Origin of the sequence: Hymenobacter polaris (assembly GCF_012927305.1) — a bacterium.
Classification (GTDB): Bacteria; Bacteroidota; Bacteroidia; order Cytophagales; family Hymenobacteraceae; genus Hymenobacter; species Hymenobacter polaris.
The window spans coordinates 984,907-1,009,851 of sequence record NZ_JABBGH010000003.1; the positions used below are offsets into that span (position 1 = coordinate 984,907).

19 protein-coding genes are annotated in these 24,945 nt (G+C 64.2%); 12 read left to right on the forward strand and 7 right to left on the reverse strand.

The features are described 5' to 3' along the window. Positions 1-28 precede the first annotated feature (28 nt). The 8 genes from HHL22_RS20845 to HHL22_RS20880 all read left to right on the forward strand — a co-directional run bounded on the left by HHL22_RS20845 (position 29) and on the right by HHL22_RS20880 (position 7,812). The gene (locus HHL22_RS20845; RefSeq protein ID WP_169533307.1) at positions 29-823 is read left to right on the forward strand and encodes a cytidylyltransferase domain-containing protein; all 795 of its coding nucleotides are present in this window, start codon (positions 29-31) and stop codon (positions 821-823) included. A 120-nt stretch (positions 824-943) separates the two neighbouring features. Beyond that, entirely contained in the window at positions 944-1,801 is an 858-nt protein-coding gene (locus HHL22_RS20850; protein WP_169533308.1) for a transketolase, read from the forward strand. Positions 1,802-2,051: 250 nt separating this feature from the next. Then, complete coding sequence (locus HHL22_RS20855) at positions 2,052-3,005, forward strand: transketolase family protein (RefSeq protein WP_169533309.1); 954 nt, start codon at positions 2,052-2,054, stop codon at positions 3,003-3,005. 152 nt (positions 3,006-3,157) lie between these two features. After that, positions 3,158-4,456 carry an aminotransferase class III-fold pyridoxal phosphate-dependent enzyme gene (locus HHL22_RS20860; protein WP_169533310.1) on the forward strand — a complete coding sequence of 433 codons (1,299 nt, stop codon included), beginning with the start codon at positions 3,158-3,160 and terminating at the stop codon, positions 4,454-4,456. A gap of 208 nt (positions 4,457-4,664) precedes the next feature. Then, positions 4,665-5,471 (forward strand): SDR family oxidoreductase, encoded by an 807-nt coding sequence (locus HHL22_RS20865; RefSeq protein ID WP_169533311.1) that lies wholly within the window; start codon positions 4,665-4,667, stop codon positions 5,469-5,471. A gap of 138 nt (positions 5,472-5,609) precedes the next feature. Next, positions 5,610-6,137: a KdsC family phosphatase gene (locus HHL22_RS20870; RefSeq protein WP_169533312.1), complete on the forward strand. Its 528-nt coding sequence runs from the start codon at positions 5,610-5,612 to the stop codon at positions 6,135-6,137. A 231-nt stretch (positions 6,138-6,368) separates the two neighbouring features. Beyond that, complete coding sequence (locus HHL22_RS20875; protein WP_169533313.1) at positions 6,369-7,253, forward strand: N-acetylneuraminate synthase family protein; 885 nt, start codon at positions 6,369-6,371, stop codon at positions 7,251-7,253. Between the two features lie 151 nt (positions 7,254-7,404). Next, positions 7,405-7,812, forward strand: a complete 408-nt coding sequence (locus tag HHL22_RS20880; RefSeq protein WP_169533314.1) for a VOC family protein — start codon at positions 7,405-7,407, stop codon at positions 7,810-7,812. 109 nt (positions 7,813-7,921) lie between these two features. Here HHL22_RS20880 and HHL22_RS20885 read toward each other — a convergent pair whose 3' ends face one another. After that, positions 7,922-9,991, reverse strand: coding sequence for an alkaline phosphatase (locus HHL22_RS20885; RefSeq protein ID WP_169533315.1), 2,070 nt, complete (start codon positions 9,989-9,991; stop codon positions 7,922-7,924). Positions 9,992-10,298: 307 nt separating this feature from the next. On the opposite strand from HHL22_RS20885, the gene HHL22_RS20890 reads away from it, so the two are divergent. From HHL22_RS20890 to HHL22_RS20900, 3 genes are all read left to right on the forward strand, one after another. After that, positions 10,299-11,309 carry a hypothetical protein gene (locus HHL22_RS20890; protein WP_169533316.1) on the forward strand — a complete coding sequence of 337 codons (1,011 nt, stop codon included), beginning with the start codon at positions 10,299-10,301 and terminating at the stop codon, positions 11,307-11,309. Positions 11,310-11,438: 129 nt separating this feature from the next. Then, positions 11,439-12,479 (forward strand): sterol desaturase family protein, encoded by a 1,041-nt coding sequence (locus HHL22_RS20895; RefSeq protein ID WP_169533317.1) that lies wholly within the window; start codon positions 11,439-11,441, stop codon positions 12,477-12,479. Next, a complete protein-coding gene (locus tag HHL22_RS20900; RefSeq protein WP_169533318.1) occupies positions 12,476-12,907 on the forward strand; it encodes a DMT family transporter in 432 nt (143 codons plus the stop codon). The genes HHL22_RS20895 and HHL22_RS20900 overlap by 4 nt, the downstream gene beginning before the upstream one ends. A 159-nt stretch (positions 12,908-13,066) precedes the next feature. Here the strand turns inward: HHL22_RS20900 and HHL22_RS20905 are convergent, their stop codons facing one another. Continuing rightward, on the reverse strand, positions 13,067-13,615 hold the full coding sequence (locus HHL22_RS20905) for a YceI family protein (RefSeq protein WP_169533319.1): 549 nt from the start codon (positions 13,613-13,615) through the stop codon (positions 13,067-13,069). Between the two features lie 158 nt (positions 13,616-13,773). On the opposite strand from HHL22_RS20905, the gene HHL22_RS20910 reads away from it, so the two are divergent. Next, positions 13,774-16,764 carry a hypothetical protein gene (locus HHL22_RS20910; RefSeq protein WP_169533320.1) on the forward strand — a complete coding sequence of 997 codons (2,991 nt, stop codon included), beginning with the start codon at positions 13,774-13,776 and terminating at the stop codon, positions 16,762-16,764. A 132-nt stretch (positions 16,765-16,896) separates the two neighbouring features. On the opposite strand, the gene HHL22_RS20915 is transcribed toward HHL22_RS20910, so the two are convergent. The 5 genes from HHL22_RS20915 to HHL22_RS20935 all read right to left on the reverse strand — a co-directional run bounded on the left by HHL22_RS20915 (position 16,897) and on the right by HHL22_RS20935 (position 24,894). Further along, entirely contained in the window at positions 16,897-17,742 is an 846-nt protein-coding gene (locus HHL22_RS20915; RefSeq protein WP_169533321.1) for an alpha/beta fold hydrolase, read from the reverse strand. A 288-nt stretch (positions 17,743-18,030) separates the two neighbouring features. Further along, the gene (locus HHL22_RS20920; protein WP_169533322.1) at positions 18,031-19,290 is read right to left on the reverse strand and encodes a hypothetical protein; all 1,260 of its coding nucleotides are present in this window, start codon (positions 19,288-19,290) and stop codon (positions 18,031-18,033) included. A gap of 35 nt (positions 19,291-19,325) precedes the next feature. Then, the gene (locus HHL22_RS20925) at positions 19,326-20,912 is read right to left on the reverse strand and encodes a SusD/RagB family nutrient-binding outer membrane lipoprotein (protein ID WP_169533323.1); all 1,587 of its coding nucleotides are present in this window, start codon (positions 20,910-20,912) and stop codon (positions 19,326-19,328) included. A 166-nt stretch (positions 20,913-21,078) separates the two neighbouring features. Next, positions 21,079-24,279: a SusC/RagA family TonB-linked outer membrane protein gene (locus HHL22_RS20930; RefSeq protein ID WP_169533324.1), complete on the reverse strand. Its 3,201-nt coding sequence runs from the start codon at positions 24,277-24,279 to the stop codon at positions 21,079-21,081. A gap of 147 nt (positions 24,280-24,426) precedes the next feature. After that, a complete protein-coding gene (locus tag HHL22_RS20935; protein WP_169533325.1) occupies positions 24,427-24,894 on the reverse strand; it encodes a DUF2721 domain-containing protein in 468 nt (155 codons plus the stop codon). Positions 24,895-24,945: the final 51 nt, after the last annotated feature.

The window sequence follows — 24,945 nt, forward strand, 5'->3', positions numbered from 1 at the left end:
GCTGGCGTTACACTTTGTACTACTGCTTATGCTCACCCTTATTCAAGCCCGGCGCGGGTCGTCACGCCTCCCCGATAAAGTCAGCCTCGACCTGTGCGGGCAGCCGCTGCTGGTGCGGCAAGTCGAGCGCGTGCAGCTGGCCACCCAGGCGGGTCGCGTGGCCGTCATCATCACCGACGAGCCCGGCGACGACCCGCTGGCCGACCTCTGCCAGCAGCACAGCATCGAGGTGTTCCGGGGCTCGGCGCTCGACCTGCTCGACCGCCACTACCAGGCGGCGCGGCACTTTGGCGAAAAGGAGGCCGTGGTGAAAATTCCGAGCGACTGCCCGCTCATCGACCCGGCGGTTATCGACAAGGTGCTGGGCTTTTTTGTGCATAACCTGGGCCAGTACGACTTCGTGAGCAACCTGCACCCCGCCACCTACCCCGACGGCAACGACGTGGAGGTAATGACCCTAGGGGCGCTGGAAACCGCCTGGCGCGAGGCCCGCCGCCCGCTGGAGCGCGAGCACACTACGCCCTTCTTCTGGGAAAACCCCGACCGCTTCCGCCTAGCCAACGTGACCTGGGAAACCGGGCTAGACTACTCGATGTCGCACCGCTTCACGATTGACTACCCGGCTGATTACCAGTTTATCAAGGCCGTGTACGAGGCGCTGTACCCCGGCAATCCTACCTTTAGCCTGGGCGATATTCTGACTTTATTAAAACAAAGGCCGGACATTTACGGCTTGAATGCCGACTTGGCCGGCGTGAACTGGTACCGCAACCATCTGGACGAGCTGCGGACGGTGGACGAAACGAACACGAAACAACTATAACCAGAACGTCATGCTGAGCTTGCCGAAGCATCTCTACCACGCCGCTGACCCTAGGTGTTAGCATTACTTGCGCGGTAGAGATGCTTCGACAAGCTCAGCATGACGTTCTATAAGCCCCTTATGACCCCTGAGAAAAAACAAGAACTGCAGGAGCTTGCCCTGCGCGTGCGCGAGCACATCGTGCGCTTGAGCACCGATGGTGGCTGCTTCACGGGCGCCTCGCTGAGCTGCACCGACCTGCTGGTGTACCTCTACGCCGACTTTTTGAACGTGCACCCCGGCAACCTGCAAGACCCCGAGCGCGACTACCTCTTCCTGAGCAAGGGGCACGACGTGCCGGCTCTTTACGGCGTGTTTGCCGAGCTGGGCTTCATGCCCAAGGAACGCCTAGATAACCACCTCAAAACCAGCGACTCCATCTACTGGCACCCCAACCGCAGCGTGCCGGGCGTCGAGTTTCACTCGGGCTCGCTGGGCCACCTGCCGAGCGTGGCCCTAGGGGTGGCGCTGGATGCGCGGCTGCGCGACCAAAACCAGAAGGTAATCGTGATAACCGGCGACGGCGAGTTGAACGAAGGCACCTGCTGGGAAGCCGTGCTGGTAGCCAGTGCCCACAAGGTCAACAACCTGACCTTCGTGGTGGACCGCAACCACTTCCAGGCCAACATCGCCACCGAGGAGCTGATTCCGCTGGAGCCGCTGGCGCCCAAGTTCGAGGCCTTCGGCGCCGCCGTGCGCCGCATCGACGGGCACGACTTCGCGGCCCTGGATGAGGCCTTCCGCGCCCTGCCCTTCGCCGACGACAAGCCCTCGGTTATCATCTGCGACACGGTGCGCGGCAAGGGGCTGCCCAGCATCGAGCGTCGCGCCGACCGCTGGTTCTGCAACTTCTCGGCCGACGAGGTGACCGAGCTGCTCAAGGAGCTGCACAGCCAGGAAGCTACCACCCTCACCAGCGAAACCCTCACCGTCCGTTAATCGCAGATTTAACGGATTGCGCAGCTACGCTCGCCTGCCTGCGGCGGCGAGCTGACTACGCGGACGTTAGCCGTTTTAGCTGCCTTAGTTACGTGGGTAGGGGAGCCATAGGAGCAGCCATATAGGCTCCTGCCAATTGTCGCCTCTACCAATCCAATAATATCGTCTAGTATCGTCCGCGTAGTCAGCTCGCCGCCGCAGGCAGGCGAGCGTAGCTGCGCAATCCGTTAAACCCGTTAAATCTGCGGTCATGAACTACGAACAGCTTATCCACGAAACGGCGCTGGCCGACGAGCGGCTCATTGTGATGACGGCCGAAAACCGCGCCCTCATCCGCAACCTACCGGGCCCCCTAGGGCGCCGCTTTATCGACACGGGCATCACCGAGCAAACGATGATTGGCGCGGCGGCCGGCCTGGCGCTGCGCGGCCGCGTGCCGGTGGTGCACGCGCTGGCCACCTTCCTCACGCTGCGCGCCTTCGAGTTTATCCGCACCGACGTGGGTATTCCGCACCTGCCGGTGAAAATCAGCTCGTTCGTGCCCGGCTTCTTGTCCGACGGCAACGGGCCGACGCACCAAGCCATCGAGGACATCAGCCTGATGCGCGGCATTCCGGGCATGACCGTGTTTGCCGCCGCCGACGAGCAGGATATGCTGGCCATGCTGCCCGCCATCTGGGCCTCGCCCGACCCGGCCTACGTGCGCGTGAATACCCGCCCCGCCACCTACCAGCACGCCCCCTTCGAAATGGGCAAGGCCGAGGTAGTGAGCGAGGGCAAAGACGTGACCATCCTCACCTACGGTATGCTATTCGAGCAGGCATTGGTAGCCAAGGACCTGCTAACGCAGGCCGGCCACTCGGTGGGCCTCGTCAACCTGCGCAGCCTCAAGCCGCTCGACACCGAGGCGGTGCTGAAGGTGGTGCGCGGCGGCAGCCTGGTAGTGACGCTGGAGGACCACTTCCAAACCGGCGGCCTCTACAGCATCGTGGCCGAGCTGCTGCTCGAAAATGAGCTGACCGCCAAGGTGCTGCCCCTGGCCCTGAAGGAGAAGTGGTACAAGCCCGGCCGCCTAAGCGAAGTGCTGGAGTACGAAGGCTTTACCGGCCAGCATATTGCCCGCCGCATCGGCGAGAAGCTGGGCGACCGCGCCGAGCAGTTTGCTGAGAAGACGAAGGTGCAGGAGAATATTTTTGCTGAGTAGTAATGCTTCCTTTGTAGCGTAAAACCCAAAAGGCGGTCATGCTGAGCTTGCCGAAGCATCTCTACCGAACGATACCCTAGGGGCGCGGTAGAGATGCTTCGGCAAGCTCAGCATGACGTTCTTTTTTAGTTTTTAGTCACCCGACAATTCCCATGAATTTCCCTAAATCCGACGACCTCTACGCGCGGGCCCAGCGCATCATGCACCCCGTGACCCAGACCCTGGCCAAGGGGCCGGGCCAGTACACCAAGGGTGCCTCGCCCAAGTACGTGAAGCGCGGCCAGGGTGCCCACGTGTGGGACGTGGATGGCAACGAATACATTGACTACCAGATGGGCATCGGCCCCCTGAGCCTGGGCTACGCCTACCCTAGGGTCGATGAGGCCATCAAGGCGCAGCTGGCGGACGGTATCACGTTCTCGATGATGCACGAGCTGGAAGTGGAGCTGGCCGAACTGGTGCACGAGGTAATTCCGAATGCCGAGAGCATCCGCATCAGCAAGACGGGCGCCGACGTGACCTCGGCTGCCGTGCGGGTGGCCCGCGCCTTCACCGGGCGCAGCCACGTGCTGTGCTGCGGCTACCACGGCTGGCACGACTGGTACATCGGCACCACGAGCCGCGATAAGGGCATTCCGGCCGAGGTGAAGGAGCTGGTAACGGCCTTCGAATACAACAACCTGGAGGGCTTTAAGGCGCTGCTGACGCCCGACGTGGCTTGCGTGATTCTGGAGCCCTTTATCTACGATGCGCCCAAGGATAACTTTCTGCACGAAGTGGCCCGCCTGTGTAAGGAGAACGGCACGCTGCTGATTTTCGACGAGATGTGGACCGGCTTCCGCGTGGCCCTAGGGGGCGCGCAGGAGTATTTCGGTATCAAGGCCGACCTGGCTACCTTCTCGAAAGCCTGCGCCAACGGCATGCCTATCGCGCTGCTCACGGGCCGCGAGGACGTGATGCGCCTGTTCGAGCAGGACGTATTTTTCTTCACCACCTTCGGCGGCGAGGCCCTGAGCATGGCCGCCGCCATGGCCACTATCCAGGAACTGCGCGACCAGAACGTGCCCGCCCGCTTGGCCGAGCAAGGCAAGAAGCTCAAGGACGGCTACAACCAGCTGGCCGCCGACCTGGGTTTGAGCGACTACACCAAGTGCTACGGCTACGACTGCCGCACGCTAGTCACCTTCGACCCCAAGGGCGGCAATCCGCTCGAAATCAAGGCCTACGTGCAGCAGGAGCTGTTTAAGCGCGGCATTATGTGGAGCGCCTCGCACAACATGAGCTTCTCGCACACCGACGAGGACATCGCCAAAACCCTGGCCGCCTACCAAGAGGTGCTGACGCTGCTGAAGGACGCCATCGACAAGCAGGACGTGGCCAGCCGCCTCGAAGGCGAGCCAGTAGAAGCCGTGTTCCGCAAAGTGACCAACGCCGCCCCGGCGCGGAAGTAGGTTATTAGCGCCTGCTCCGGCGTTGGCCTCACCCCTAGCCCCCCTCCGAAAAAGAGAGGGAAACTAGCTTCTAGTTTTAGCTCTAGCCTTTTTTTAAGTTCTGCCTAGTGGCTCACTGCTGGTTTCTAGAAACTAAAACTAGAAGCTAGCTCCCTTCTCTTTTTCGGAGAGGGGCTAGGGGTGAGGCCAACGCCGGAACGACAACCAAATGAATTATTTCGACCTCACCCACAAAACCGCCATCGTCACCGGCGCCTGCGGGCTTATTGGCCAGAAGCACTGCGAGGCGCTGGCCGAGGCCGGCGCCAACGTCATCGTGGCCGACCTCCACCTCGACAAAGCCCGCACGGTGGCCCTAGGGCTGCCCGGCGCCGAGCACCTGGCCCTGGCCGTGGACGTAACCTCGCCCGAATCGCTGGCCACCGCGCGCGACGCCATTCTGGCCCGCTTCGGCCACATCGACGTGCTGGTGAACAATGCTGCCATCAACGATATGTTCGAGAACCCCGCGCTGGCGGCCGACCTCAGCAAGTTTGAGAACTTCCCGGTCGAAACCTTCCGGCAGGTGCTGGAAGTGAACGTGACAGGGCTGTTTCTGGCGGCGCAGGTATTTGGCACGCCCATGGCCGCGCAGGGCAGCGGCTCCATCATCAACGTGGCCAGCACCTACGGGCTGGTGGGCCCCGACCAGAGCATTTACCGCAACGAGGCCGGCGAGCAGACCTTTTACAAGTCACCGTCTTACCCCACCACCAAGGGCGCGGTGGTCAACTTCACGCGCTACCTGGCCGCCTACTGGGGCGCCAAGGGCGTGCGCGTGAACACGCTCTCGCCGGGCGGCGTCGAGAACAGCCAGGACGCCTTCTTCATCAAGCAGTACAGCGCCAAAACGCCCCTAGGGCGCATGGCCGCGCCTACCGACTACCAGGGCGCGGTAGTGTTCCTGGCCTCCGAGGCCTCGGCCTACATGACCGGCGCCAACCTGGTGGTAGACGGCGGCTGGACGGCTATTTAGTCTGTAGCGCGGCCTTTGAGTCCGCGAGTGAGGCAGCTACCTATGTTGGCTGTTCAACTGGCGGACTGAAAGGCCGCGCTACAGCTGTACTGCCCGTCGGGCAGTAATTTAGCGTAAATTTTCAGTGAAATTTACTATATGAAACACGCCGACTTAACCGCTAAAGCCCGCCGCATTAAGCTGCTGCTGACCGACTGCGACGGGGTGCTGACCGACGGGGGCGTGTACTACGGCGAGAGCGGCGAGGTGCTCAAGCGCTTCAATATCCGCGACGGCATGGGCGTAGAGCGCCTGCGCGCCGTGGGTGTCGAAACCGGCATCGTGACTGGCGAGCGCTCGCCCTCGGTGCAGAAGCGCGCTGAGAAGCTGAAAATCAATGAGCTGCACTTGGGTATCAAGGATAAGGCCACGCTGCTAGGCGAGATTACCGCCCGCCTGGGCCTAGGGGCCGACGAGGTAGCCTTTCTCGGCGACGACACCAACGACGTGGAAGTGTTGGGACTGGTAGGCCTGGCCGCCTGTCCCGGCGACGCCACCCGCTTTGCCCGCGAGGCGGCCGACTACCGCTGCCGGGCCCGCGGCGGCCACGGCGCCTTCCGCGAGCTGGCCGAATTAATTATCAGCGCCCACGGCGGCAACGCACCCGACGAAAAGACTTCGGAGTAGAGTCCCGCGCTCAGCTTGTGCGCCTTGAGTGCTACCTTTCGTAAGGTTCGCCCCCCTAGGGCCCGGCTGCCGGCGGGGCCGGGCGCCCACCTCCTTAAAATAAACTGCTGCTACGGGCGTCGACTAGATGCCACTCCCGCTTACTTCCTTTTTTCTCACCCGTGCCGCTTCCCCACCTGAAACGGCACATAGCTAACAGCCACCACCGGCAAGCTACTAGCTTACAACTCTATGTCAGTAGTTCAAATCAAGAAAAACCGCGCCATCGGCCCCGGCCAGCCGTGCTACATCATTGCCGAAATCGGCATCAACCACAACGGCTCGCTCGACATTGCCAAGCAGCTGATTGACGCGGCCGTAACGGCTGGCTGCGATGCGGTGAAGTTCCAGAAGCGCACGCCCGAGCTGTGCGTGCCCAAGGACCAGTGGGAGAAGATGCGCGAGACGCCCTGGGGCACGATGAGCTACATCGACTACAAGCGCAAGACCGAGTTCGGCCAGAACGAGTACCAGGTAATCGACGACTACTGCAAGGCCAAGGGCATCGACTGGTTTGCCTCGTGCTGGGATGAGCCGTCCGTAGATTTCATGGAGCAGTTCCAGCCCGTGCTCTACAAGATGGCCTCGGCCTCGCTCACCGACAAGCCCCTGCTCGACCGCGTGCGCGCCACCGGCCGCCCCCTGATGCTGAGCACCGGCATGAGCACCCAAAACGAGATTAACGACGCCGTGAAGTACGTGGGCCTCGACAACCTGATGATTGCCCACAGCACCTCGGCCTACCCCTGCCCGCCGCAGGAGCTGAACCTGCGCATGATTCAAACTCTGATGCAGCAATTTCCGGGCACGCCCATCGGCTACTCGGGCCACGAAACCGGCCTGAGCACCACCGTAACGGCCGTGGCCCTAGGGGCTACGTTCGTGGAGCGCCACTTCACCCTCGACCGCGCCATGTGGGGCTCGGACCACGCCGCCAGCGTGGAGCCGGGCGGCATGGCCAAGATGGTGCGCGACATCCGCGACACCGAAGCGGCCCTGGGCGACGGCGTGAAGGTGGTGTACGAGAGCGAGAAGGAGCCCCTGCGCCGCCTGCGCCGCGAGGTAACCGCCGCCTAGGTTTACCTGGCACCTGAGCTGACGCTTACCTAAAAGAACGTCATGCTGAGCTTGCCGAAGCATCTCTGCCGCGCCACATGGGTTGTTCGGTAGAGATGCTTCGGCAAGCTCAGTATGACGTTCTTTTTTGCTATTCTGTTACCTGCATCCCATGCCCCAACACCTCGCCCTCGTTACCCTGGTCGTGCGCGACTACGACGAGGCCATTCGCTTCTATACCCAGCAATTAGGCTTCGAGCTATTGGAAGACACCCCCCTAGGCCCGGCTAAGCGCTGGGTGCGGGTGGCGCCGCCCGGCGCGGGGCCGGGAGCGTGCGGCCTGCTGCTGGCGCGGGCCGCCACGGCTGCCCAGCGCCGCAGCGTGGGCCGGCAGGCGGGCGGCCGGGTGGGCCTGTTTCTGTACACCGACGACTTCTGGCGCGACTACCACCAGCTACTGGCGCGCGGCGTGGTGTTCGAAGCGCCGCCGCGCGAGGAGCCCTACGGCACCGTGGCGGTGCTGCACGACCTGTACGGCAACCGCTGGGATTTGCTGGAGCCCCGCCGGGTGGCGGAGTAAGCTGCTGCCGGCTCCGAGGTAAAGGTGACCCCTAGGGGCCGGCCACGCGCAAAAGCGCCCGCCACCTTGCGGCAGCGGGCGCGTTCTCATAGCTCTCGGATAGAGGTGATTACAGCTTAATAGTTTTGCGTGACAGCACCTGGCCGCCCACTTCCACGTTGGCGATGTAGAGGCCGGGGACTAGGGTGGCGGCGGGCACGGTGAGGGTGTGGGTACCTGCCGGGTAGGCTTTGGCTTCCACCACCGAGGCTACTTTGCGGCCGGTTTGGTCGTAGAGCAGCACGCTGACCGGGCCGGCGGTGGCCAGCGTAAACGAGAGGTCGAACTGCTGCTGGAACGGTACCGGGCTTAGCTGCAAGCCGCTCATTATCTCAGGATTGGCCGCGCGAGCACTTAGGGTGGTGGCGTACTGCGAAAGGCTCAGGAAGTCGGCCATGAGGGGCGTCACGGACGTGTTGTCGAGCAGGCCGCGGCCGGTGAGCTGCTGGGCGTGGGTGCCGGTGTTGTCCTCGGCACCAATCCAGATATCCTGGGGCGTGTGGTTGCCGGGGGTGCTGCCGGCCGCGCCGCCGCTGCCGTTGGTATTGGGGTTGGAGGCGTAGGCCACCACAATGCGCCGGCCGGTGGCCGAGGTGGGGCTAGGGTAGTCGCGGCCCTGGAAGCTGCTGATGGTGTAGTCGGGAAACCAGCCGTTGTTGCCGCCGTCGCCGCGCACCAGGTTGGTGGGGGTGGCGTAGCCCGCCTCGGCCACGGCCGACTTGGTAATCTGGCCGGCGTAGGTGCGGATTTTGGTGCCGTTGCGCTGGGCGTCGGCCTCGTCGTGCAGGCCCGTCACGGCAAAGCCGCCGCATTCGTGGTCGCTGCTGCTGAAGATGAGCGTCTTGCCGTTGCCGCTGTTGTTCAAGAAATTGCGGCCCTCGCCCACGGCGTAGTCGAAGCTCAGCACCTCCTTAATCATATAGTCGGAGCCGTACACGTTGGCCTGGCGGGCGGTGCTGGGGGTAGCCGCGTACACGCCCTCGCCGCCGCCCACGTAGCTGGGCTTGTCGGCATCTACCACGTACTGGTTGGTGCTGCCCGAGCCGGCCACCACCGAAATGCCACCCGAATTGGCGTGGGCCAGGTGGTCGATGCGGCCGCCCTCTACCAGCAGGAAAAAGCCTTTGCCGTTGCTCTTGGCTTGCAGCACTTGGATGGCCACGCGCGTCATGTCGGCCAGCGAGGGCTCCCAGGGCGCGTCGGTCTGGCGGTCCTGCTCGTAGTTGTTGTGCGAGGCGTTGAAGAGGCCCAGCAGCTTCTTGCCGCCCGGCCCAAACTGCGTCAGGTCGAGGCCCAGCAGGGCGTCGCGGCTGTTCACGAACTTGTAGCCCCGCTGCTTCACGGCAAAATCTACCAGGTCCACGTCGTCCACGCGCTTGCCGCGGCCTAGGGTCACGGCCGCGCCCGCCGCGTTGGTAATGGGCTGGCCGGTGGCGTTCACGATGGCCTCGTAGGGGCTGGCCACGTTCTTGGGCAGAAACTGGCGCGAGCCGCCGCCCAGCAGCACGTCCACGTCCACGCCCACCTTGGGTGCCGGCAGCTGCCAGTCGCGGGTGGCCGAGTAGCGGTAGCTGGCCGTGGGGCTACTGTTGTAAATGGCCTCATACTCGCTTTCGGTCGAGGCAATGAACTGACTGGCAATGTAGTCCTCGAGGTCGCGGAACCAGATGTGGGTGGCAAAAGCGGCCGGCGTGGCGTGCGTGATGCGCGTAGTCGTGACCAGGCCCACGGCGTAGCCCTGCTTCTTGGCCGCCTCCAGGATGGTTTCGATGGGCTGGCTGGTGCTAGCATCCATCGAAATCACCTCGTTGTCTTGCTTGCCACGCTTGCCGCAGGCATACACCGAGGCGCCGGGCGCCGAGTCGGTAATCCAGGAGTTGAGCGAGTGCGTGGTGACGGTGGCGTTGTATTTGAGTTTGTCGAGGGCCAGCACCTGGAAGTTAACGTCGGTGGCGTAGCGCTTGCCGTCGCGGCCCTGGCCCATGGCCATGCGGGCGGCCGTCTTGGGCGCCAGCCCGAAGCCGTCGCCGATGTACATAATCACGTTCCTGTTGCTGGCTGAGGCCTGGGCCCAGCCCACGGCGGGCGCGCCCAGCGCCGCCAAGCACGTTGCGCTTAGGAGTAAAGAATTGACATTCATATAGGTTTGGTTAGGGGAGGAGGGGTTAGCCAGTCGCAAAGGTGCCCGGCCCACATTGCCCTGAGATGTGCCATTCATGAAGTTGCTGTTAACTCGCGTGGCGGCTCTAGGGGACGCACCAGATACCAAGCTAAAGGGCAGCGGTGCGCGGGCTCACTGCCATAAGAACCAGGCGCTGCCCGGCGTGCGTAGGGACGCGGCCCCACCGCCGGATGACTTATTTGGTAACCTGGGCGTCACGCTGCCGCAATGGCGCGGCCGGTACTTTGTGGGTATGCTTCGCGTGTTCTCTCCGGCCCCTGCGGCTATGTTGGTTGCTATTTGCTGGCTGCTGGGCCTAGGGCCCGCCCGCGCCCAAACCCGCTACGCCCTGCCCGAACCAGGCGGCGCGCCCGTGGCACTGCTGGCAGTTGGGAGCCATCGCTACCTCGTGGCCGAGCGCGGCGTGTACGAGCTGGCTGGCCGCCGCCTGGTGGGCCGCTACCGCAGCCCTAGTCCCATTCGCTGCGCCGTGGCCACCGACACGGCCCTGTGCCTGGGCACCGCTGCGGGCGGCGTTAGCATCAGCTGGCGGCGCTGGGCGGCGCACCCCCTAGGGCTGCCTGCCGAGGCGGCCGCCGCCCCGGTGGTGGCGCTGGCGCGCGGCGCGGCGGGCGAGCTGTGGGTGGGTGCGGCGGGCTACGGCGCCTACCGCGGCCGGCCGGGCGCCTTCGAGCCGGTGCTGCGCATACCCGGCATCAGCGCCGCCGTGGCTACCCCCGATAGCGCCGTGTGGCTGGGCACTAACCTAGGCCTGCACCGCTACCACCGCGGCCGCTGGACGCGCTACAACGAGGAGGGCGTGGCCAACTTCGAGATACCCGACAACCTGGTGGAAAAGCTGCTGCCTGACCACGCCGGCACCACCTGGGTGGTGATGTCGGACGCCGTGTGCGCCCTGCCGGCCGGCCCTAGGCCCCTGGAGCTGCCCACCGCCACCTACCTGGGCCGCCCCGGCAGCGAGCTGCTGGCCGCGGCCTACCTGCCCGGCGCGGGCCGCCTGTTTGCTACCAGCCTGGGGCTGCTGCTGCTGCCCGCCGCCTCGGCCGGCGAGTTTGGCAGCTTCGAGCCGGCCCCCGCTACCGACGTAGTAGCCGCTAAGCCGCTGCTGCGCCCCCTGGGGCTGCCCGGCCTGGCGGCCCCGCCCAGCATTGCGCAGCTCGATGGCCGCCAGCGCCTGTGGCTGGCCGATGCGCAGGGGCTACTAATGCTCACGGCGCGGCAGTGGCGCCGGGCGGCGGCGGCCAGTGCGGGTCCTTTGGCGGTGGCGCGGCCCTAGGGGGCTGAGTTGAGGCGGCGCCTAGTTTGTACTTTAGTGGTAGCGAAAAGCTCCTGGGCGCCGCGCTTGGCTGAACATTCGGCCGCGGCGCGTAGTTAGGGGAGCCATCACTAGTACTAACGCTACGCTATGCTGGAGTCGGTAAGCACGTTTTATCACAGCCTGGATGCGGTGGGGCGCACCACCCTCATTACCACGCCTATTCTGCTGCTGGCCGTGGCGGTGCTGCTGGTGCTGGAGCGCAAGTTTCCGTACCGCAAGGGGCTGCCGTTTTTCCGGGAGGGGCTGTTCGTCGATTTGTTCTGGTACACGCTGGTGCAGAGCTACTTCCTGCAAATCCTGATTTTTGGGTTCATCATCGCGCCGCTGGCCGCGCACTTCGGGGCCCGGTTCCACTTCGTGAGCAGCTGGCCGGTGGTGGCGCAGGTGGGCTTCTTCGTCATCACCCACGACTTCTACATCTACTGGTTTCACCGCTTCCAGCACAACAACGCCTTTTTCTGGCGCACCCACGAGGCGCACCACTCGGGCAAGCAGGTGGACTGGCTGGCCGGCTCGCGCTCACACTTCATGGAGATTGTTATCAATCAAACCATTGAGTTTGCGCCCATCATTCTCCTAGGGGCCAATCCGGTGGTGGTGCCCATCAAGGCGCTCATCGATGCGGTGTGGGGCATGTATATCCACGCTAATATCGACGTGAAATCGGGTAAGCTCCAGTACGTTATCAATGGGCCCGAAATGCACCTCTGGCACCACGCCGACCACGAGGAGGTGTACTACGCCAACTTCTCCACCAAGTTCGCCGTCTGGGACTGGCTGTTTGGCACCGCCTTCCGGCCCGAAAATCGCAAGCCCGAGCGCTGGGGGCTGCCCTACGCCTTCCCCAAAGATTACTTCGGCCAGCACGTGTTCTCGGCCTATCGCTACGACGAAAAAGCCCTGGCCGAGAAGTCGGCCGCCTTTCGCTACTACCACGGCCTGCGCTGGCGGGTGCTGAGCTGGGTGGCCGGGCGCGTGCCCGCCGCCAAGCACCTGCAAGGCTGGGAAGTGCCCGAGGAAGTGGCCGAAACCGTGCCCGCCCCGCGCCCCGGCGGCAATCCCGCGCCCGAAGCGGCAGTACCTTCGGCCGCCGCTGCCGAAACTAAACAACCCGCCCACGTCGCTTGAACCTGAGCTTTAACCCCGCCTGGCTGTACTTGCTGCTCGCTTCCGTGATGGAAGTGTGCTGGAACTACAGCCTCAAGTACACGAGCATCGCCAAGCTGCGGGCGCTCGATTGGTCGCACTTCTTCGCCAGCTCGGCGGGCTGGCAAACGCTAGCGCCCGCCGTGGGCTACATTGCCTTCGGGGTGGGCAACGTCATCTTCTTCTCGAAAGCGCTGAGCGTAATACCCGCTTCCACGGCCTTCGCCATCTGGATGGGCCTGGCCCTGGTGGGTATCAAAATCGTGGATACGCTGGTGCTGAAAGAAGCCTTCCAGTGGGTGCACGTGCTCTACATCGGGTTCATCCTAGCCGGCATTATTGGCCTGAAAACCAGCTCGAAGCCCGACGCCGCACCGCAGGAAGCCGCCCAGGCCGTGCACAACCAGTAACCAGCAGCCTAGAAGAGAAAACGTAAACAGGCGGTCATGCTGAGCTTGCCGAAGCATCTCTACCGAACAATAGCCCTAGGGGTCGTTCGGTAGAGATGCTTCGACAAGCTCAGCATGACCGCCTGTTTACGGTCTTTAGCTATTCAGCCCTGCGCTGCCCTAGGCGGCAGCTACTTCGGCTTGCTTAGCCAGTTGGATGTTGAAGATGAGCTTCACATCCTCGCCCACCACAATAGCGCCGGCTTCGGTGACGCCGCCCCAGGTGAGGCCGAATTCCTTGCGGTTGATTTTGCCGGTAGCCTCGAAGCCGGCCTTGGTGTTGCCGTAGAAGTCAACGGCCGTGCCGCCGTGCTCCACGTCGAGGGTTACGGGCTTGGTGATGCCCTTGATGGTGAGGTCGCCGCTGAGGGTATACTGCTCGTCGCCGCCTTTTTTGGTGAAGGACGTCGACTTGAATGTGATAGTCGGATACTGGCCCGCGTCGAAGAAGTCCTCGCCGCGCAGGTGCTGGTCACGCGTATCCTGGCTGGTGTTCACGCTGTCCACCTGGATGCTTACTTCCACCTGGCCGTTCTCAAAGCCGTCGCCCTCGGTTAGGGCCGAGCCAGCGAACGAGTTGAACGAGCCCGTAACGGTGGAGATAACCAGGTGCTTCACTTTAAATTGCACTTCGGAGTGCATGGGGTCGATGAGCCAGGTGGTAGCCATAGGAGAAAGTTGTTGAATGGAAAGGTGATGCCGCCGGTTGCCGGCCGCGCAAAGATAAACAGTGTACCTACATTAATTGTTGCGTGGCGCTTAAAATAATTGTTAAGCCCGCCGCCGAAGCCGCCAGTACCCGCCGCCGGAGTATCTTCCGGCTACCTATGCCCCGCCCGCTTTTCCTGCTGCTTGGCCTGCTGGCCAGCGCCGCCGTAGCCCGCGCCCAAAGCCTGCCCGTCATCACCCAAAACCCGCCCGGCCTGCGCTGGCAGCAGGTGCAAACGCCGCACTTCCGCGTCCTTTACCCCCTAGGGCTCGATACGGCCGCCCAGCGCACGGCCGCCCGCCTGGAGGCCCTGCACCAGGCCGATGGCCAGACGCTGGGCGTGGAGGCGCACCCGGTGGCGGTGGTGCTGCAAAACCAAACCACCGTCAGCAACGGCTTCGTCACGTTTCTGCCGCGCCACGCCGAGTTCTTCACCACCCCCGACCAAACCCAGGGCCTGGGCACCGTGGACTGGCTCGACGGGCTGGCGGTGCACGAGTTTCGGCACGTCAACCAGTTTGATAAGGCGCGGCAGGGCTTCGGGCGGGTGGTGGTGCCTTTGCTGGGCGAGGGGGGCCTAGGGGTGGCGGCGGTGGGCGTGCCGCAGTGGTTTTTTGAAGGCGACGCCGTGGGCACCGAAACCGCCCTCACGCGCAGCGGGCGCGGGCGCATCCCCCTGTTTGGGGTGGGGCTGCGGGCCAACCTGCTCAGCGGCCTGCGCTACGGCTACCAGGAGGCCGTGAACGGCTCCCTGCGCGACAACGTGCCCAACTGGTACGTGCTGGGCTATTACCTAACATCCTATGCCAAAGCCCACTACGGCGCCAACGTGTGGCGCCGCGCCCTCGACCAGTACTACCGCTTTCCATTCTACCCGTTTTCGTTCTCCAACGGCCTGCGCCGCACCACCGGCCTGCGGGTCGAGGACCTGTACCAGCGCACGATGGCCGAGCTGGACTCAACCTGGCGCGCCGAACTGGCCGCCCGGCCCGCGCCCACGCCAGTAACCGAGCTGGCCGGGCAGCCCGCCAGCCGCGTGTTCACGCAGTACCAATTTCCGCAGTACGTGAGCGATAGCACCCTTTTGGTGCTCAAAAGTGGCCTAGGCGATATTCAGCAACTGGTGCTGCTGTCGCGCCGTCGCCCGCTGTCCGCTCATCTAAATATTGTTGACTCGGTTGCGGCCGATTCGATAAAGCGACACTTGCCAGATAGCTTGGCGCGGCACGTGTTCACCCTAGGCCCCCTCAACCTGCCCGACATGCTGAGCGTGGGCGGCGGCCGGGCTGCATGGGTGGAGTTTCGGCAGCAGCCGCGTTGGGGCCAGGTGGTGTACTCGGAGGTGAAGGTGCTGGATTTGGCCACTGGCCGGGTGCACCGCCTGGCGCGGGGCACGCGCTACACGGCCGCCGCGCTCTCGCCCGACGGGCGCCAGCTGGTCGTGACGCAAACCAGCCCCGGCTACCACCACGCCCTGCTGGTGCTGGATGCCAACACCGGCCAAGTGCTGCACACCCTGCCCAACCCGCGCAACGACTTCTACCAGCAGCCGCGCTTTTTGGCCGATGGCCGCCTGGTAGCCGTGGCCCTGAGCGCCGCCGGCAAAACCCTGCAGCTGCTAAACCCCGCCACCGGCCAAACCCAAAACCTGCTGCCGGTAGCCAACGTGAACCTGGCTAATCCGCAGCCCTGGGGCGACTACGTGCTCTACAACTCACCCCAAACGGGCGTGGATAACGTGTTTGCCGTCAGCCAAAAAAATGGGTTGACTTACCAAGTGACCAACCGGCCCTACGGCGCCTACCACGCTACGGTGAGTCCCGATGGGCGGCACCTCGCCTTCCACGACTACCGCGCTACCGGGGCTAGGGTGGTGGAAATGCCCCTGGACCCGGCTACTTGGCTGGCCCTGCCCACCCCCGCCCGCCAGGATGCGCCCGCCGGCCCCTACGCCGAAAAGCTGGCCGCTGGCGAGCCCGCCGCGCCGCACATCACCGCCCTGCTGGCCTCGCCCGACTCGGTGGGGCCGCGCTACGGGGTGCGGCGCTACCGGCCGCTGGCCCACGCGTTTCGGCTGTTCAGCTACGGCGTGGTGCAAAGCCCCGACGGCGCCAACGTGAGCCTGGGCGTGCGCTCGCAAGACTACCTGAGCACCACCCAGGTTTTTGCGGGCCTACTCTACAACCAAACTGAGCGCACTCTAGGGGCCACCGGCGCGCTCAGCTACCAAGGCCTGCCGGTGGTGCTCGATGCCGAAATCAGCTACCAAGGCCGCAACGCCGCCCGCTACTTCGACCGCGCCCGGCCCCTCGATAGCCTGCGCCTCACGCAGTGGCAGGTGGCGCGGGTGCTCCTGGGCGGGCGCCTGCCGCTGGTGCTCACCCGCGGCAAGTACCTGCAAGCCCTGACCCTAGGGGCCTACTACCTGGGCGAGCAGGTGTACAACTACGTGGCGCCCTCGCGCAGCCTCTACGAAACCGGCCCCACCGCCCCGCTGCACGCCGTGCAAACCTACCTGAGCTACGCCAGCCAGCTCAAGCAAAGCGCCCGCGACGTGGCCCCGCGCGGGGGCGGCACGCTGCTAGCCACCTACCGCACCACGCCATTCGGCACCGCCTTGCAGGCTACGCAGGTGGGGGTGCAGGCGGGCCTGTACCTGCCCGGCCTGGGCCGGCACCACGCCCTGCGCCTGCGCGGCGGCTTCCAGTACCAGCAGCAAAGCCAGTACGCCTTTGCCTCAGCCATTTCCTTTCCGCGCGTCGAGCCCGACTACCTCAGCTTCGACCGCCTGGCCGTGGGCAGCGCCGACTACAACCTGCCGCTGGCCTACCTGCACGCCGCCCTGGGCCGGGTGCTCTACGTGCAGCGCCTGCGGGCCACCGCGTTTGGCGACTTCGCCCGCGGCAGCAACCTGCTGGCCGTGCAGCAGGGCCGCCAGCTGGTCAACCAGCGCTTCCTCACCGATTTCTACAATGCGGGCGTCGATTTCTGGGTCCTCTTCAACGTCTTTCACCTGCGCACCCCCCTAGAGGCCGGCGTGCGCATCGGCTACAGCAGCCTGCGCCAGCAGGTGCTAGTGCAGCCGCTGGCCTTCAGCGTGCGGCTGTAGGGTGGGGGCTGCACCAGCATCTGCCCTAGGCCCCTAGGCGCTGCAAAAGCTGGTTGCAAAATAGTAAGCTGCCTTGCGCCGCCTCGCGCAGTATACGGTGCTTTGAGGCGGTCTTACCAAGCAAAACGCCGTTTAAAGCGGCTGGCCCACCATGCCGGCGCAGCAGGGCACGTAGTGCAGAAAATCATCCATCTCCTCCAGCGTCTGGCTGGGGGCGGTGAGGTGAGCGCAGTGGCCGGGCGTGTCAATTACTACCAGCTGGCTATCGGGCAGGTGCTCGTGCAGGTAGGTGCCCACGGCCAGGGGCGCAATCACGTCGTGGGCGCACTGCAAGATGAGCGTGGGCGTGGTGAGCAGCGGCAGGTCGGCGCGGTGGTCGGAGAGGAAAGTGGTGCGGGCAAAGTGCTGCGCAATGGTGGGGTTGGTGCGCATGAAGCTGTTGCTCAGCTCCGCGATGAGGGCGGTGTTGCTGCTGCCCATCATAAGGGGTGCTACGCCGCCTATCCAACCCTCGTAGTTCTGCTCCATGGCCGTCAGCAGCTCCTCAATATCCTTTTTAGCAAAGCCCCCAGCGTAGCCTCCTTCGTTGACGAAACGCGGCGAGGGCGCCAGCAGCACCAGCCGCCCAAAGCGGGCGGGCTCGCGCACAGCCGCCAGCACCCCAATAATGGAGCTAATGGAATGCCCCACGAATACAACGTCGGTGGCGGCCAGCGCGCGCAGCACGTCGAGCAGGTCGTCGGCGTGGCCGTGTAGCGAGCCGTGGCGGGCGTAGTCGTAGGCTTCGGGCGAGGAGTTGCCCGCCCCAATCAGGTCGAGCAGCACCACGCGGTAATTGGCCTCAAACGCCGGGGCTAGCAGGCGCCACGAGCTTTGGTCGGCGCCCAGGCCGTGCAGGAAAACGATGGTGGGCGCGCCGGGGTCGGTAAGGCCCGAAATGGTCACGTTGCTGCGCTGCAGAATAGCAGTGGTATCCATAAAAGAGGAGAGGTAGAAAATGAAAAGAGAAAAAAGAATGCTTAACCTTCGTAAAAAACCAACTAGCCGGATTGCAGTATGCTCAAAGCGTTAAATTTTTGTATTTTTTAAGTATAATATCAATTGTGTAGCCTGTAAAGATTAGTTAGATGGGATTTTTTTATAAAGAAACAAATTAAAAAACCTCCCTTGCAAAAGCAAAGGAGGTTTCTAGTAATAATACTTTAGCTCATCCGTATAAACCGCAAAACAACCCGTAAAGATTGGGCCGCTAGCGCCGCCGAGCCGCTACAGCGTGCGGTACTCAAACTTGACCCGGCCCACGCCGCCGCTGGTGCTGGCCCGCGTGCCTAGAATGCGCAGCAGGGCGTAGGTGCTAGCCCCGCGCAGCCGCACCGCGTACACGTCGCCCGCGGCGGGGGTGCCCAGGTCGGCGCTGGCCGTGTTCTGGTACAGCAGCAAACCCACCTGGTTGGCGGTGGCCGTGGCGTAGGGATTGGCCGCGAGCTGGCTGCTGCTCAGCTTGTAGTAGCGCGTGGTGTTGGGCGCGCTCAGGGTGAGGGCGCCGCTGCCAGCGGTTGAGAGGCCGCTTACCTGCAGGTCTTTGCCAGTACTGGCGTTGGCGGCCGGCTCGGGCAAGCCCGCGCTCAGGTTAAAGGCCAGCGAGTCGGCGCTGCTGCCCCCGCCAAAGCTGACGGTGCCGCGCCGGGTGGTGGCCAGTGGGGTGCCGGCTGCCGCCACCGGCACCAGCGCCGAGGTGAGCGTGGTAGAGGTAGTTTGGGCGAAGGCCGTGAACACGAACTGCGCGCCGCCCGCCGCCGCGCTACCGCTCGGAATGCGCACGTCGATGGTGCGGCTGTTGACCACGCCCGCCGTGGGGGTTTTAATCACGCCCTGCCGCTGCAAGGCGCCGGTGGTGCCGGTGCGGGCGTAGTACACCAGGCTATCCACGTTCTTAAACAAGTTGCTCGGCGGGGTGGTGGCCCCGGTGGGCACTGTCGAGATGCCGCCCGCGTTCAGCGTAATGGCGTAGCCAAGTACGTCGCCGTTGGTTTGGGCGCTGGCCCCTAGGCCGTTGCGGTAGGTGAGGGTGGGCGTGCCATTAGTGAGCGTGGGCGAGCTGGCCACCGTGTAGGTAATGCGCCGCAGCCGCTGCCCACCATCGGCGAAGTTGAGCGTCACATCGACTCGCACGGCCGTGCCGATGGCGTAGGTGGTGGGCACGGTGTAGGGCACGGCCTGGGTGTTCACGGCCAGCGTCTGGTTGAACGTGCCGTTGACGGGATAGCTGCCCACCTGCGCCGAGTCGGTTTTGGTGGCTTGGAAAACGGTGATGGTGGTGGGATTATCACCCTGGTAGTACCCTAGGGTGAGGGGAATACTCTCGCCGGGGGCATACTTGGTAACCAGGGCGGTGGTATTGGGCAGCGCCAAGTTGGCGTAGCCGCCGGTGGGCGGGCCGGTGTAGGGGGTGGGCAGGTTGGTTTTGCAGCTGGCCAGCGCTCCCAGCCCTAGCAGTCCCAGCAGGCAGTAATGCGAAAGTTTCATGGCAGATAAGTCGGGAAGTGGAGGGGAGGCGGGCCCTAGGGCATGTCGAACCACAAAGGCTTGAGCACGTAGTCGTTGATGACGCCATTAGCCACGCCCGCGTCGCTGTAGAGCTTGGCCACGTTGGCCGGATTGTAGAGCACCTCGGTGGCGCCCGGCGCCAGGCGGCGCGGGTAGCGCAGCTTGGTATCGGTGGCGGCCAGCGAGGAGGGGTTGACGCCGCTGCCCACGGGGAAGGCGAAGTTGACGTAGATGCTGGGGTCAAAATCGAGGCGGCGCAAGTCCGACCACGAATCGGGGTTGAGGAACATGCCCAGGTACTTCTGCTCCATGATGCTGCGCAGCGTGACGGCGCCCGCCGTTTGGGGCACCGCCGCCGAGGCCAAATAGGCGTTTATCTGGCTGCTGGAAATGGTGGGGAACGTAACGGCCGGCAGGGCGTTGGTGCCGCCCTGGCCCACCTTGGTCATGTGCGCCGTAATGGCCGTGCGCAGCGCCGTGAGCGCCCGGCTGGTGTTGCCGGCCCGAAAGGCAGCCTCGGCCTCGATAAATTTCAGCTCGTGGTAGGTCAGCACCTCGAAGTACCCAAGGTCGCGGGCGTACCACGAGGCGTAGAAGTCGGTGTACGAGGGGTTGGCCGGCGGGAAGTAGCCGGGCGCGTAGTTGACGGTGGTGCTGGCGCCCACGCCAGGGTCGGCACCCACGCTGGTGGTAGGCACCAGAATGCCCCAGCGCGGGTCCGTGACGCCCGCGAAGGTGGTGCCGTTCAAGTACTTCACCACGTTGCTCGAAAGCACGGCCGTGCCGAAGTTCGAGCGCGTCACCCCAAAGATGTTGGTGGTGTTGGCCAGCGGCGCCACCGCCACCTGAAAGTTAATCTGCGCGTCGTCGGCACTGCTCGTAAAGGCTTTGTCGCACAAGGCCAGCACAGCGGCGGGGTCGTAGCTGCTCTTCTTAGTGAGGTGCTGGGCCTGGCGCGCCATCAGGGCGTAGGCCAGCCGAATCCACTTGCCGGTGTCGCCCTTATATAGGATGTCGCCGCTCTCGCTGGGCGAGCTGCTGTAGAGGGGCCGAAACTCGGCGCTGCTCGGCTGCTGCAGCTGCGCAATGCCATCCAGGCACAGCTGGTTGATGGTGGCGTAAAGCTGCTGCTGCGGGTCGTACTTGGGCGTGTAGTTGGTGCCGCCCTGGTAGGCCTCGGTGTAGGGCACGTCGCCGAGCATGTCGGTGGCGTGGGCCAGAATGATGGCTTGCATAATCTCGCCCGCTCCCACGTAGTAGGGCGAGCCCTCGGCCTTGGCCGCCGCAATCATGGGCGGAATGTTGCCGCCCGATTGAAAGTAGCTGTAGTTAAACGTGTTGGTGCTCTGGGCGTTGGTGAGGATGTACTGGTCGTTGCCACCGCTGTTGGCCGTGCGGCTCACCACGTACTGCGTAATGTAGGGCGTGCGCAGGGCCGTAAACATCTGCGTCTGAATACCATTGGAGATGATATTGGGCAGCAGGAAGTTGGGCGTAGTGGTAGACGGGTTGTTGGGGTTGTTGTTAACGTCCAGGAAGCTCTGGCACCCCGGCAGCAGCCCTAGGGCCCCCGCCAGGCTTAAAAGAAGATATTTTTTCATAAGGAAAAGCTAGTTGGAAAAGAACGTCATGCTGAGCTTGCCGAAGCATCTCTATCACGCCGTTTGCTAATCGTTGGCTAGGGCGCCTTGCGGCCCGGCCGAAGCGGTAGAGATGCTTCGGCAGGCTCAGCATGACGTTCTAGCGTAAGCGCTGACTAGCAGATGATTAAAAATTGACGCGCAGGCCCATGTCCACGCCGCGGGTGGCCGGGATGTTGCCGTAGTCGATGCCGCCCGAGCCGCCGCCGCGCACGCCGGCGCCGGCGCTGGCCGTTTCGGGGTCGGCGCCGCTGTAGCGGGTCAGCAGCACCAGGTTGCGGCCGGTTACGCTCAGCTCCAGGCTTTTGAGGAAGGAGCTGGGGCCGCCCAGCCACTTGGTGGGCAGCGCGTAGCTCAGGGTCACGTAGCGCAGGCGGGCCCACGAGCCATCCTCAATGAAGGGCGTGCCCACCTGGGCCAGGTTGCCGGTGTAGTAGGCCTGCGTAAGCTCGGCGGGGCGGGTGTTGGGGGTGTAGGTGGTGTTGCCGTTGGCGTCTTTGCCGCTGGCCACCACGCCGTCAAACGTCACCGTCTTGTAGCGGTCGAGGGTGCGGGTGCTGGTGCCCACCCCCGTCTGGTAGTAGTCGTTGCCGTTCACCACCACGCCGCCCACCCGGAAGTCAAGCAAGCTGGTGAAAACCAGCCCGTGGTAGCTGAACGTGTTGGTGAGCTGGGTGGTGAAGCGCGGCGCCCGGTTGCCGGCGTACACAAACGCCGAGCTGAACGTGGGCAGGCCCGTAGCGGCGTTGATAATCACCTGCCCGTTGTAGGGGCTGCTGGGGTCGGCCACCCGCACGTAGTCGGTGGAGGCGATGCCCGAAATGGGATGGCCGGGAAAGGCGCCGCCCTCGTGCACGTTGGTAATGAAGGTGTCGGACTGGTACACCACCGTCAGGGGCGAGGGCAGGCTCTCCACGTTGTTGGTGTTGTGGTAGAAGTTGGCCAGCACGTCCCAGTTGAAGCCCGAAGCCGTGCGCACCGGCGTGCCGCTGAGGCTGATTTCGACGCCCCGGTTGGTAACCGTGCCGCCGTTGATGTACTGCAGAATGAAGCCCGTGGCCTGGCTCACGCGGGGCGCGATGAGCTGGTCGGTGGTGCGCGAGGCGTAGTAGTTGAAGTCCAGCGACAGCCGGTTTTGCAGGAACTGCAGGTTGATGCCCGCCTCGTAGGTGCGGGTGCGCTCGGGCTTCAAAATGGGGTTCGAGCCATAGAAGTCGTTGCGAAAGCCCCCGCCGATGTAGGTATTGGTGGTGAGCGGCGACTGCACGCGGTAGGGCCCGGTGTCGCGGCCCACGTCGGCCACCGAAGCCCGGATTTTACCGTAATTCAGCACCGGGCTCTGGTCGAGGCCCAGGATTTTGGTGAACTCGTAGCCCGCCGCCGCCGAGCCGTAGAAGAAGCCTTTGCCAAAAATCTTGCCTTCGTCGGGCCTAGGTAGCGTCGACGACTGGTCGTAGCGCCCCTGCAGCTCGATGATGAGCTGGTTGAACAAGGTGAAGTTGAGGCGCCCGAAGTTGCCGATGAGGCGGCGCAGGGCGTCGCGCTGCAAGGCGTTGCGGTTCACCGTGTTGTTGAGGCCGATGAAGTCAGGATTCTGGAAAATTAACCCCACGTAGTCCACCGCCTGGTCGCGGTTTTCCTCAATGGTATTGCCCAAGATGAGCGAGCCGGACAGGAAGGTGCCAAACGACTTGTTGAACGTGGCCAGGGTGGTGGCCGTCAGCACGCGGTTCTGGTCCACGGTTTCGGCCAGGCCGCCGTTCTGGTTGCCGGGCAGCGAGGTGCCCACCGCCCGCACCGACGTATTGCGCGAGGTGTACACGTCTACCCCAATGTTATGGCTCAACGTCAGCCACTTGGTGGGCGAGAAGCTGAGCAGCGTATTACCAATAAAGCGGTTGGTGCGGTCGCTCTGCGGGTTTTTGGCGGCCGTCCAGTACGGGTTGTCGGCGTCGGCGTCCACGGCGGCGCCGCTCAGCGGCAGCAGGCGGCGGCGGCTGCCGTCGGCGTTGAGGTAATTGCGAGCGTCGTCGTTGCGCGGCCAGTTCAGCAGGCTCAGTAAGAAGCCGCCCGACCCTAGGGTGCCCGAGGTGCTGATAAGCCCCGGCCCCTGCACCGGCCGGGTGGCGCCCGAATTGAGGTACTGCGCCGAGCCCGTGATGCTGAGCTTGGGCGAAATCTGGGCCGAGCCCGAGATGCGCACCGTCGTCTTGTCGTAGCGGCTGCCGGGCGTTACGCCGCGCTGCACCAGGTTGGAAGCCGAGGCGAAGAAAGTGGCCTTGTCCGAGCCGCCCGACATGGTGAGGTAGTTCTGCGCGGCGTAGCCCTTCTGGAAAAAGTTGCCCAGGTTGTCGTACACCGGCTGGCCGGGGGCGAACTGCGGCCCAAACGAGCTGCGCGTAGTGGCGTCGTACACCCCGTTCGAGCCCTGCCCGTAGAGGCCCTGCATCTTGGGTAGGCGGTTCACCTCATCCACCGAAAACTGGGTGCGGTAGTTGAGCTGCGTGCGCCCGGCCGTGCCTTTCTTGGTGGTGATAACCACGGCGCCATTGGCGGCGCGCAGGCCGTAGAGCGCGGCGGCGGCCGGGCCCTTCAAGATGGTCATCGAGGCAATGTCCTCGGGGTTGAGGTCGCCGGCCCGGTTGGCGGCGCCCACCGAGCGGCCCAGCAGTCCGTTGAAGGCCGAGCCGCCACCCGGCGCCGTGCTTTCCTGAAACGACGAGTTATCCATTATCAGCCCGTCGATGATGAACAGCGGCTGGTTGTCGCCGTCGAGCGAAGTGCCGCCCCGGATAACGATGCTGGCGCCCTCGCCCGCCCCGCCGCCCGAGGACGTGATGTTGACGCCCGCCACCTTGCCCTGCAAGGCGTTCACCACGTTGGTTTGGCGCGAGTCCACAATCGACTGGCCGGTCACGGTCTGGGTGGCCGTCACCAGGTTGCGCTGCTCGTCCTTGATGCCGTAGCCCAGCACCACCACCTCGTCGAGGTCGCTGGCGTCGGCCCGCAAGCTTACGTCGAGCGGCCCGCTGCCCGCGCGGCGCTCCACGCTCACGTAGCCCACAAAGCTGAACACCAGTGTAGCCCCCGCCGGTACGTTGGTCAGCGTAAACTTGCCGTCGGCGTTGGTAGAGGTACCGTTGCTGGTGCCCTTCACCAGCACGTTCACGCCCGGTAGGGTCGTGCGGTCCGACTCTTGGCGCACCGTGCCCGTGACGGTGCCCACGGGGCTAGGCGTTTGGGCGGTGGGGGAGGTTTGGGCCAGGCCGGGCGGCGACAGGAGCACCCCCGGCAGCACGGCAAAGGGCAATAAGTAGCGTTTCTTCATGCAGCTGGAAAAAAGGATAATGCAAGCACAAAGCCCGAAAGTATCAATTTTTCCTGAATAATGCTACGCGGAGTTCGTCAATTCTTCAGGCAGCTAGCCTAGGCTGCGCCGCCCCTAGGCCCCTGGCCGGCGCCCACCCGGCCGCCCCTAGCCCTGCCCTAGCAGAAACTGCGTTTCCTCGCGCACGTCGGCCACCGCCAGGCGCGACTCCCGAATCAGTAACAAGCTGGCGTACAGCAGTAAGGAGGCGCCCACTACGCTTAGTAAGGCAATAACCCAGGCCGCCGAGCTGTTGGTCAGCTCGAAGAGGCCGATGGTGAATACCGTGCCCACAAACATGCCGAGGGCCAGGTGCAGCATGGTCATCACCTGCTGCAAAAGCTGCGCGCGCCGCGCCGCAAAGTGCAGCTGCGCCAGCAGGTGCGCTTTGGGCAATGCTTCGGGGGGCGGGGAAGGCTGATGCAGCAGGCCCGCCACCTCGCGCTGCCGGTCCAGGCTACGGCTCAGGCGCTGCGAGGTGGTCAGGATGAGCGAGCCGCAGGCCGACACCAGCACTGCCGGCGTAAACATGGCCGTGAGAATGCCTAGGGTGCTGCTGAGGGTGATAGTGGCCATAGGATTGAATCTGGCTAATACATCAAATAAAAACGTCATGCTGAGCTTGTC

Coding starts and splice junctions, on each gene's coding strand:
- HHL22_RS20845 (WP_169533307.1), top strand. CDS start 29: ATGCTCACCCTTATTCAAGCCCGGCGCGGGTCGTCACGCCTCCCCGAT.
- HHL22_RS20850 (WP_169533308.1), top strand. CDS start 944: ATGACCCCTGAGAAAAAACAAGAACTGCAGGAGCTTGCCCTGCGCGTG.
- HHL22_RS20855 (WP_169533309.1), top strand. CDS start 2,052: ATGAACTACGAACAGCTTATCCACGAAACGGCGCTGGCCGACGAGCGG.
- HHL22_RS20860 (WP_169533310.1), top strand. CDS start 3,158: ATGAATTTCCCTAAATCCGACGACCTCTACGCGCGGGCCCAGCGCATC.
- HHL22_RS20865 (WP_169533311.1), top strand. CDS start 4,665: ATGAATTATTTCGACCTCACCCACAAAACCGCCATCGTCACCGGCGCC.
- HHL22_RS20870 (WP_169533312.1), top strand. CDS start 5,610: ATGAAACACGCCGACTTAACCGCTAAAGCCCGCCGCATTAAGCTGCTG.
- HHL22_RS20875 (WP_169533313.1), top strand. CDS start 6,369: ATGTCAGTAGTTCAAATCAAGAAAAACCGCGCCATCGGCCCCGGCCAG.
- HHL22_RS20880 (WP_169533314.1), top strand. CDS start 7,405: ATGCCCCAACACCTCGCCCTCGTTACCCTGGTCGTGCGCGACTACGAC.
- HHL22_RS20885 (WP_169533315.1), bottom strand. CDS start 9,991: ATGAATGTCAATTCTTTACTCCTAAGCGCAACGTGCTTGGCGGCGCTG.
- HHL22_RS20890 (WP_169533316.1), top strand. CDS start 10,299: ATGTTGGTTGCTATTTGCTGGCTGCTGGGCCTAGGGCCCGCCCGCGCC.
- HHL22_RS20895 (WP_169533317.1), top strand. CDS start 11,439: ATGCTGGAGTCGGTAAGCACGTTTTATCACAGCCTGGATGCGGTGGGG.
- HHL22_RS20905 (WP_169533319.1), bottom strand. CDS start 13,615: ATGGCTACCACCTGGCTCATCGACCCCATGCACTCCGAAGTGCAATTT.
- HHL22_RS20910 (WP_169533320.1), top strand. CDS start 13,774: ATGCCCCGCCCGCTTTTCCTGCTGCTTGGCCTGCTGGCCAGCGCCGCC.
- HHL22_RS20915 (WP_169533321.1), bottom strand. CDS start 17,742: ATGGATACCACTGCTATTCTGCAGCGCAGCAACGTGACCATTTCGGGC.
- HHL22_RS20920 (WP_169533322.1), bottom strand. CDS start 19,290: ATGAAACTTTCGCATTACTGCCTGCTGGGACTGCTAGGGCTGGGAGCG.
- HHL22_RS20925 (WP_169533323.1), bottom strand. CDS start 20,912: ATGAAAAAATATCTTCTTTTAAGCCTGGCGGGGGCCCTAGGGCTGCTG.
- HHL22_RS20930 (WP_169533324.1), bottom strand. CDS start 24,279: ATGAAGAAACGCTACTTATTGCCCTTTGCCGTGCTGCCGGGGGTGCTC.
- HHL22_RS20935 (WP_169533325.1), bottom strand. CDS start 24,894: ATGGCCACTATCACCCTCAGCAGCACCCTAGGCATTCTCACGGCCATG.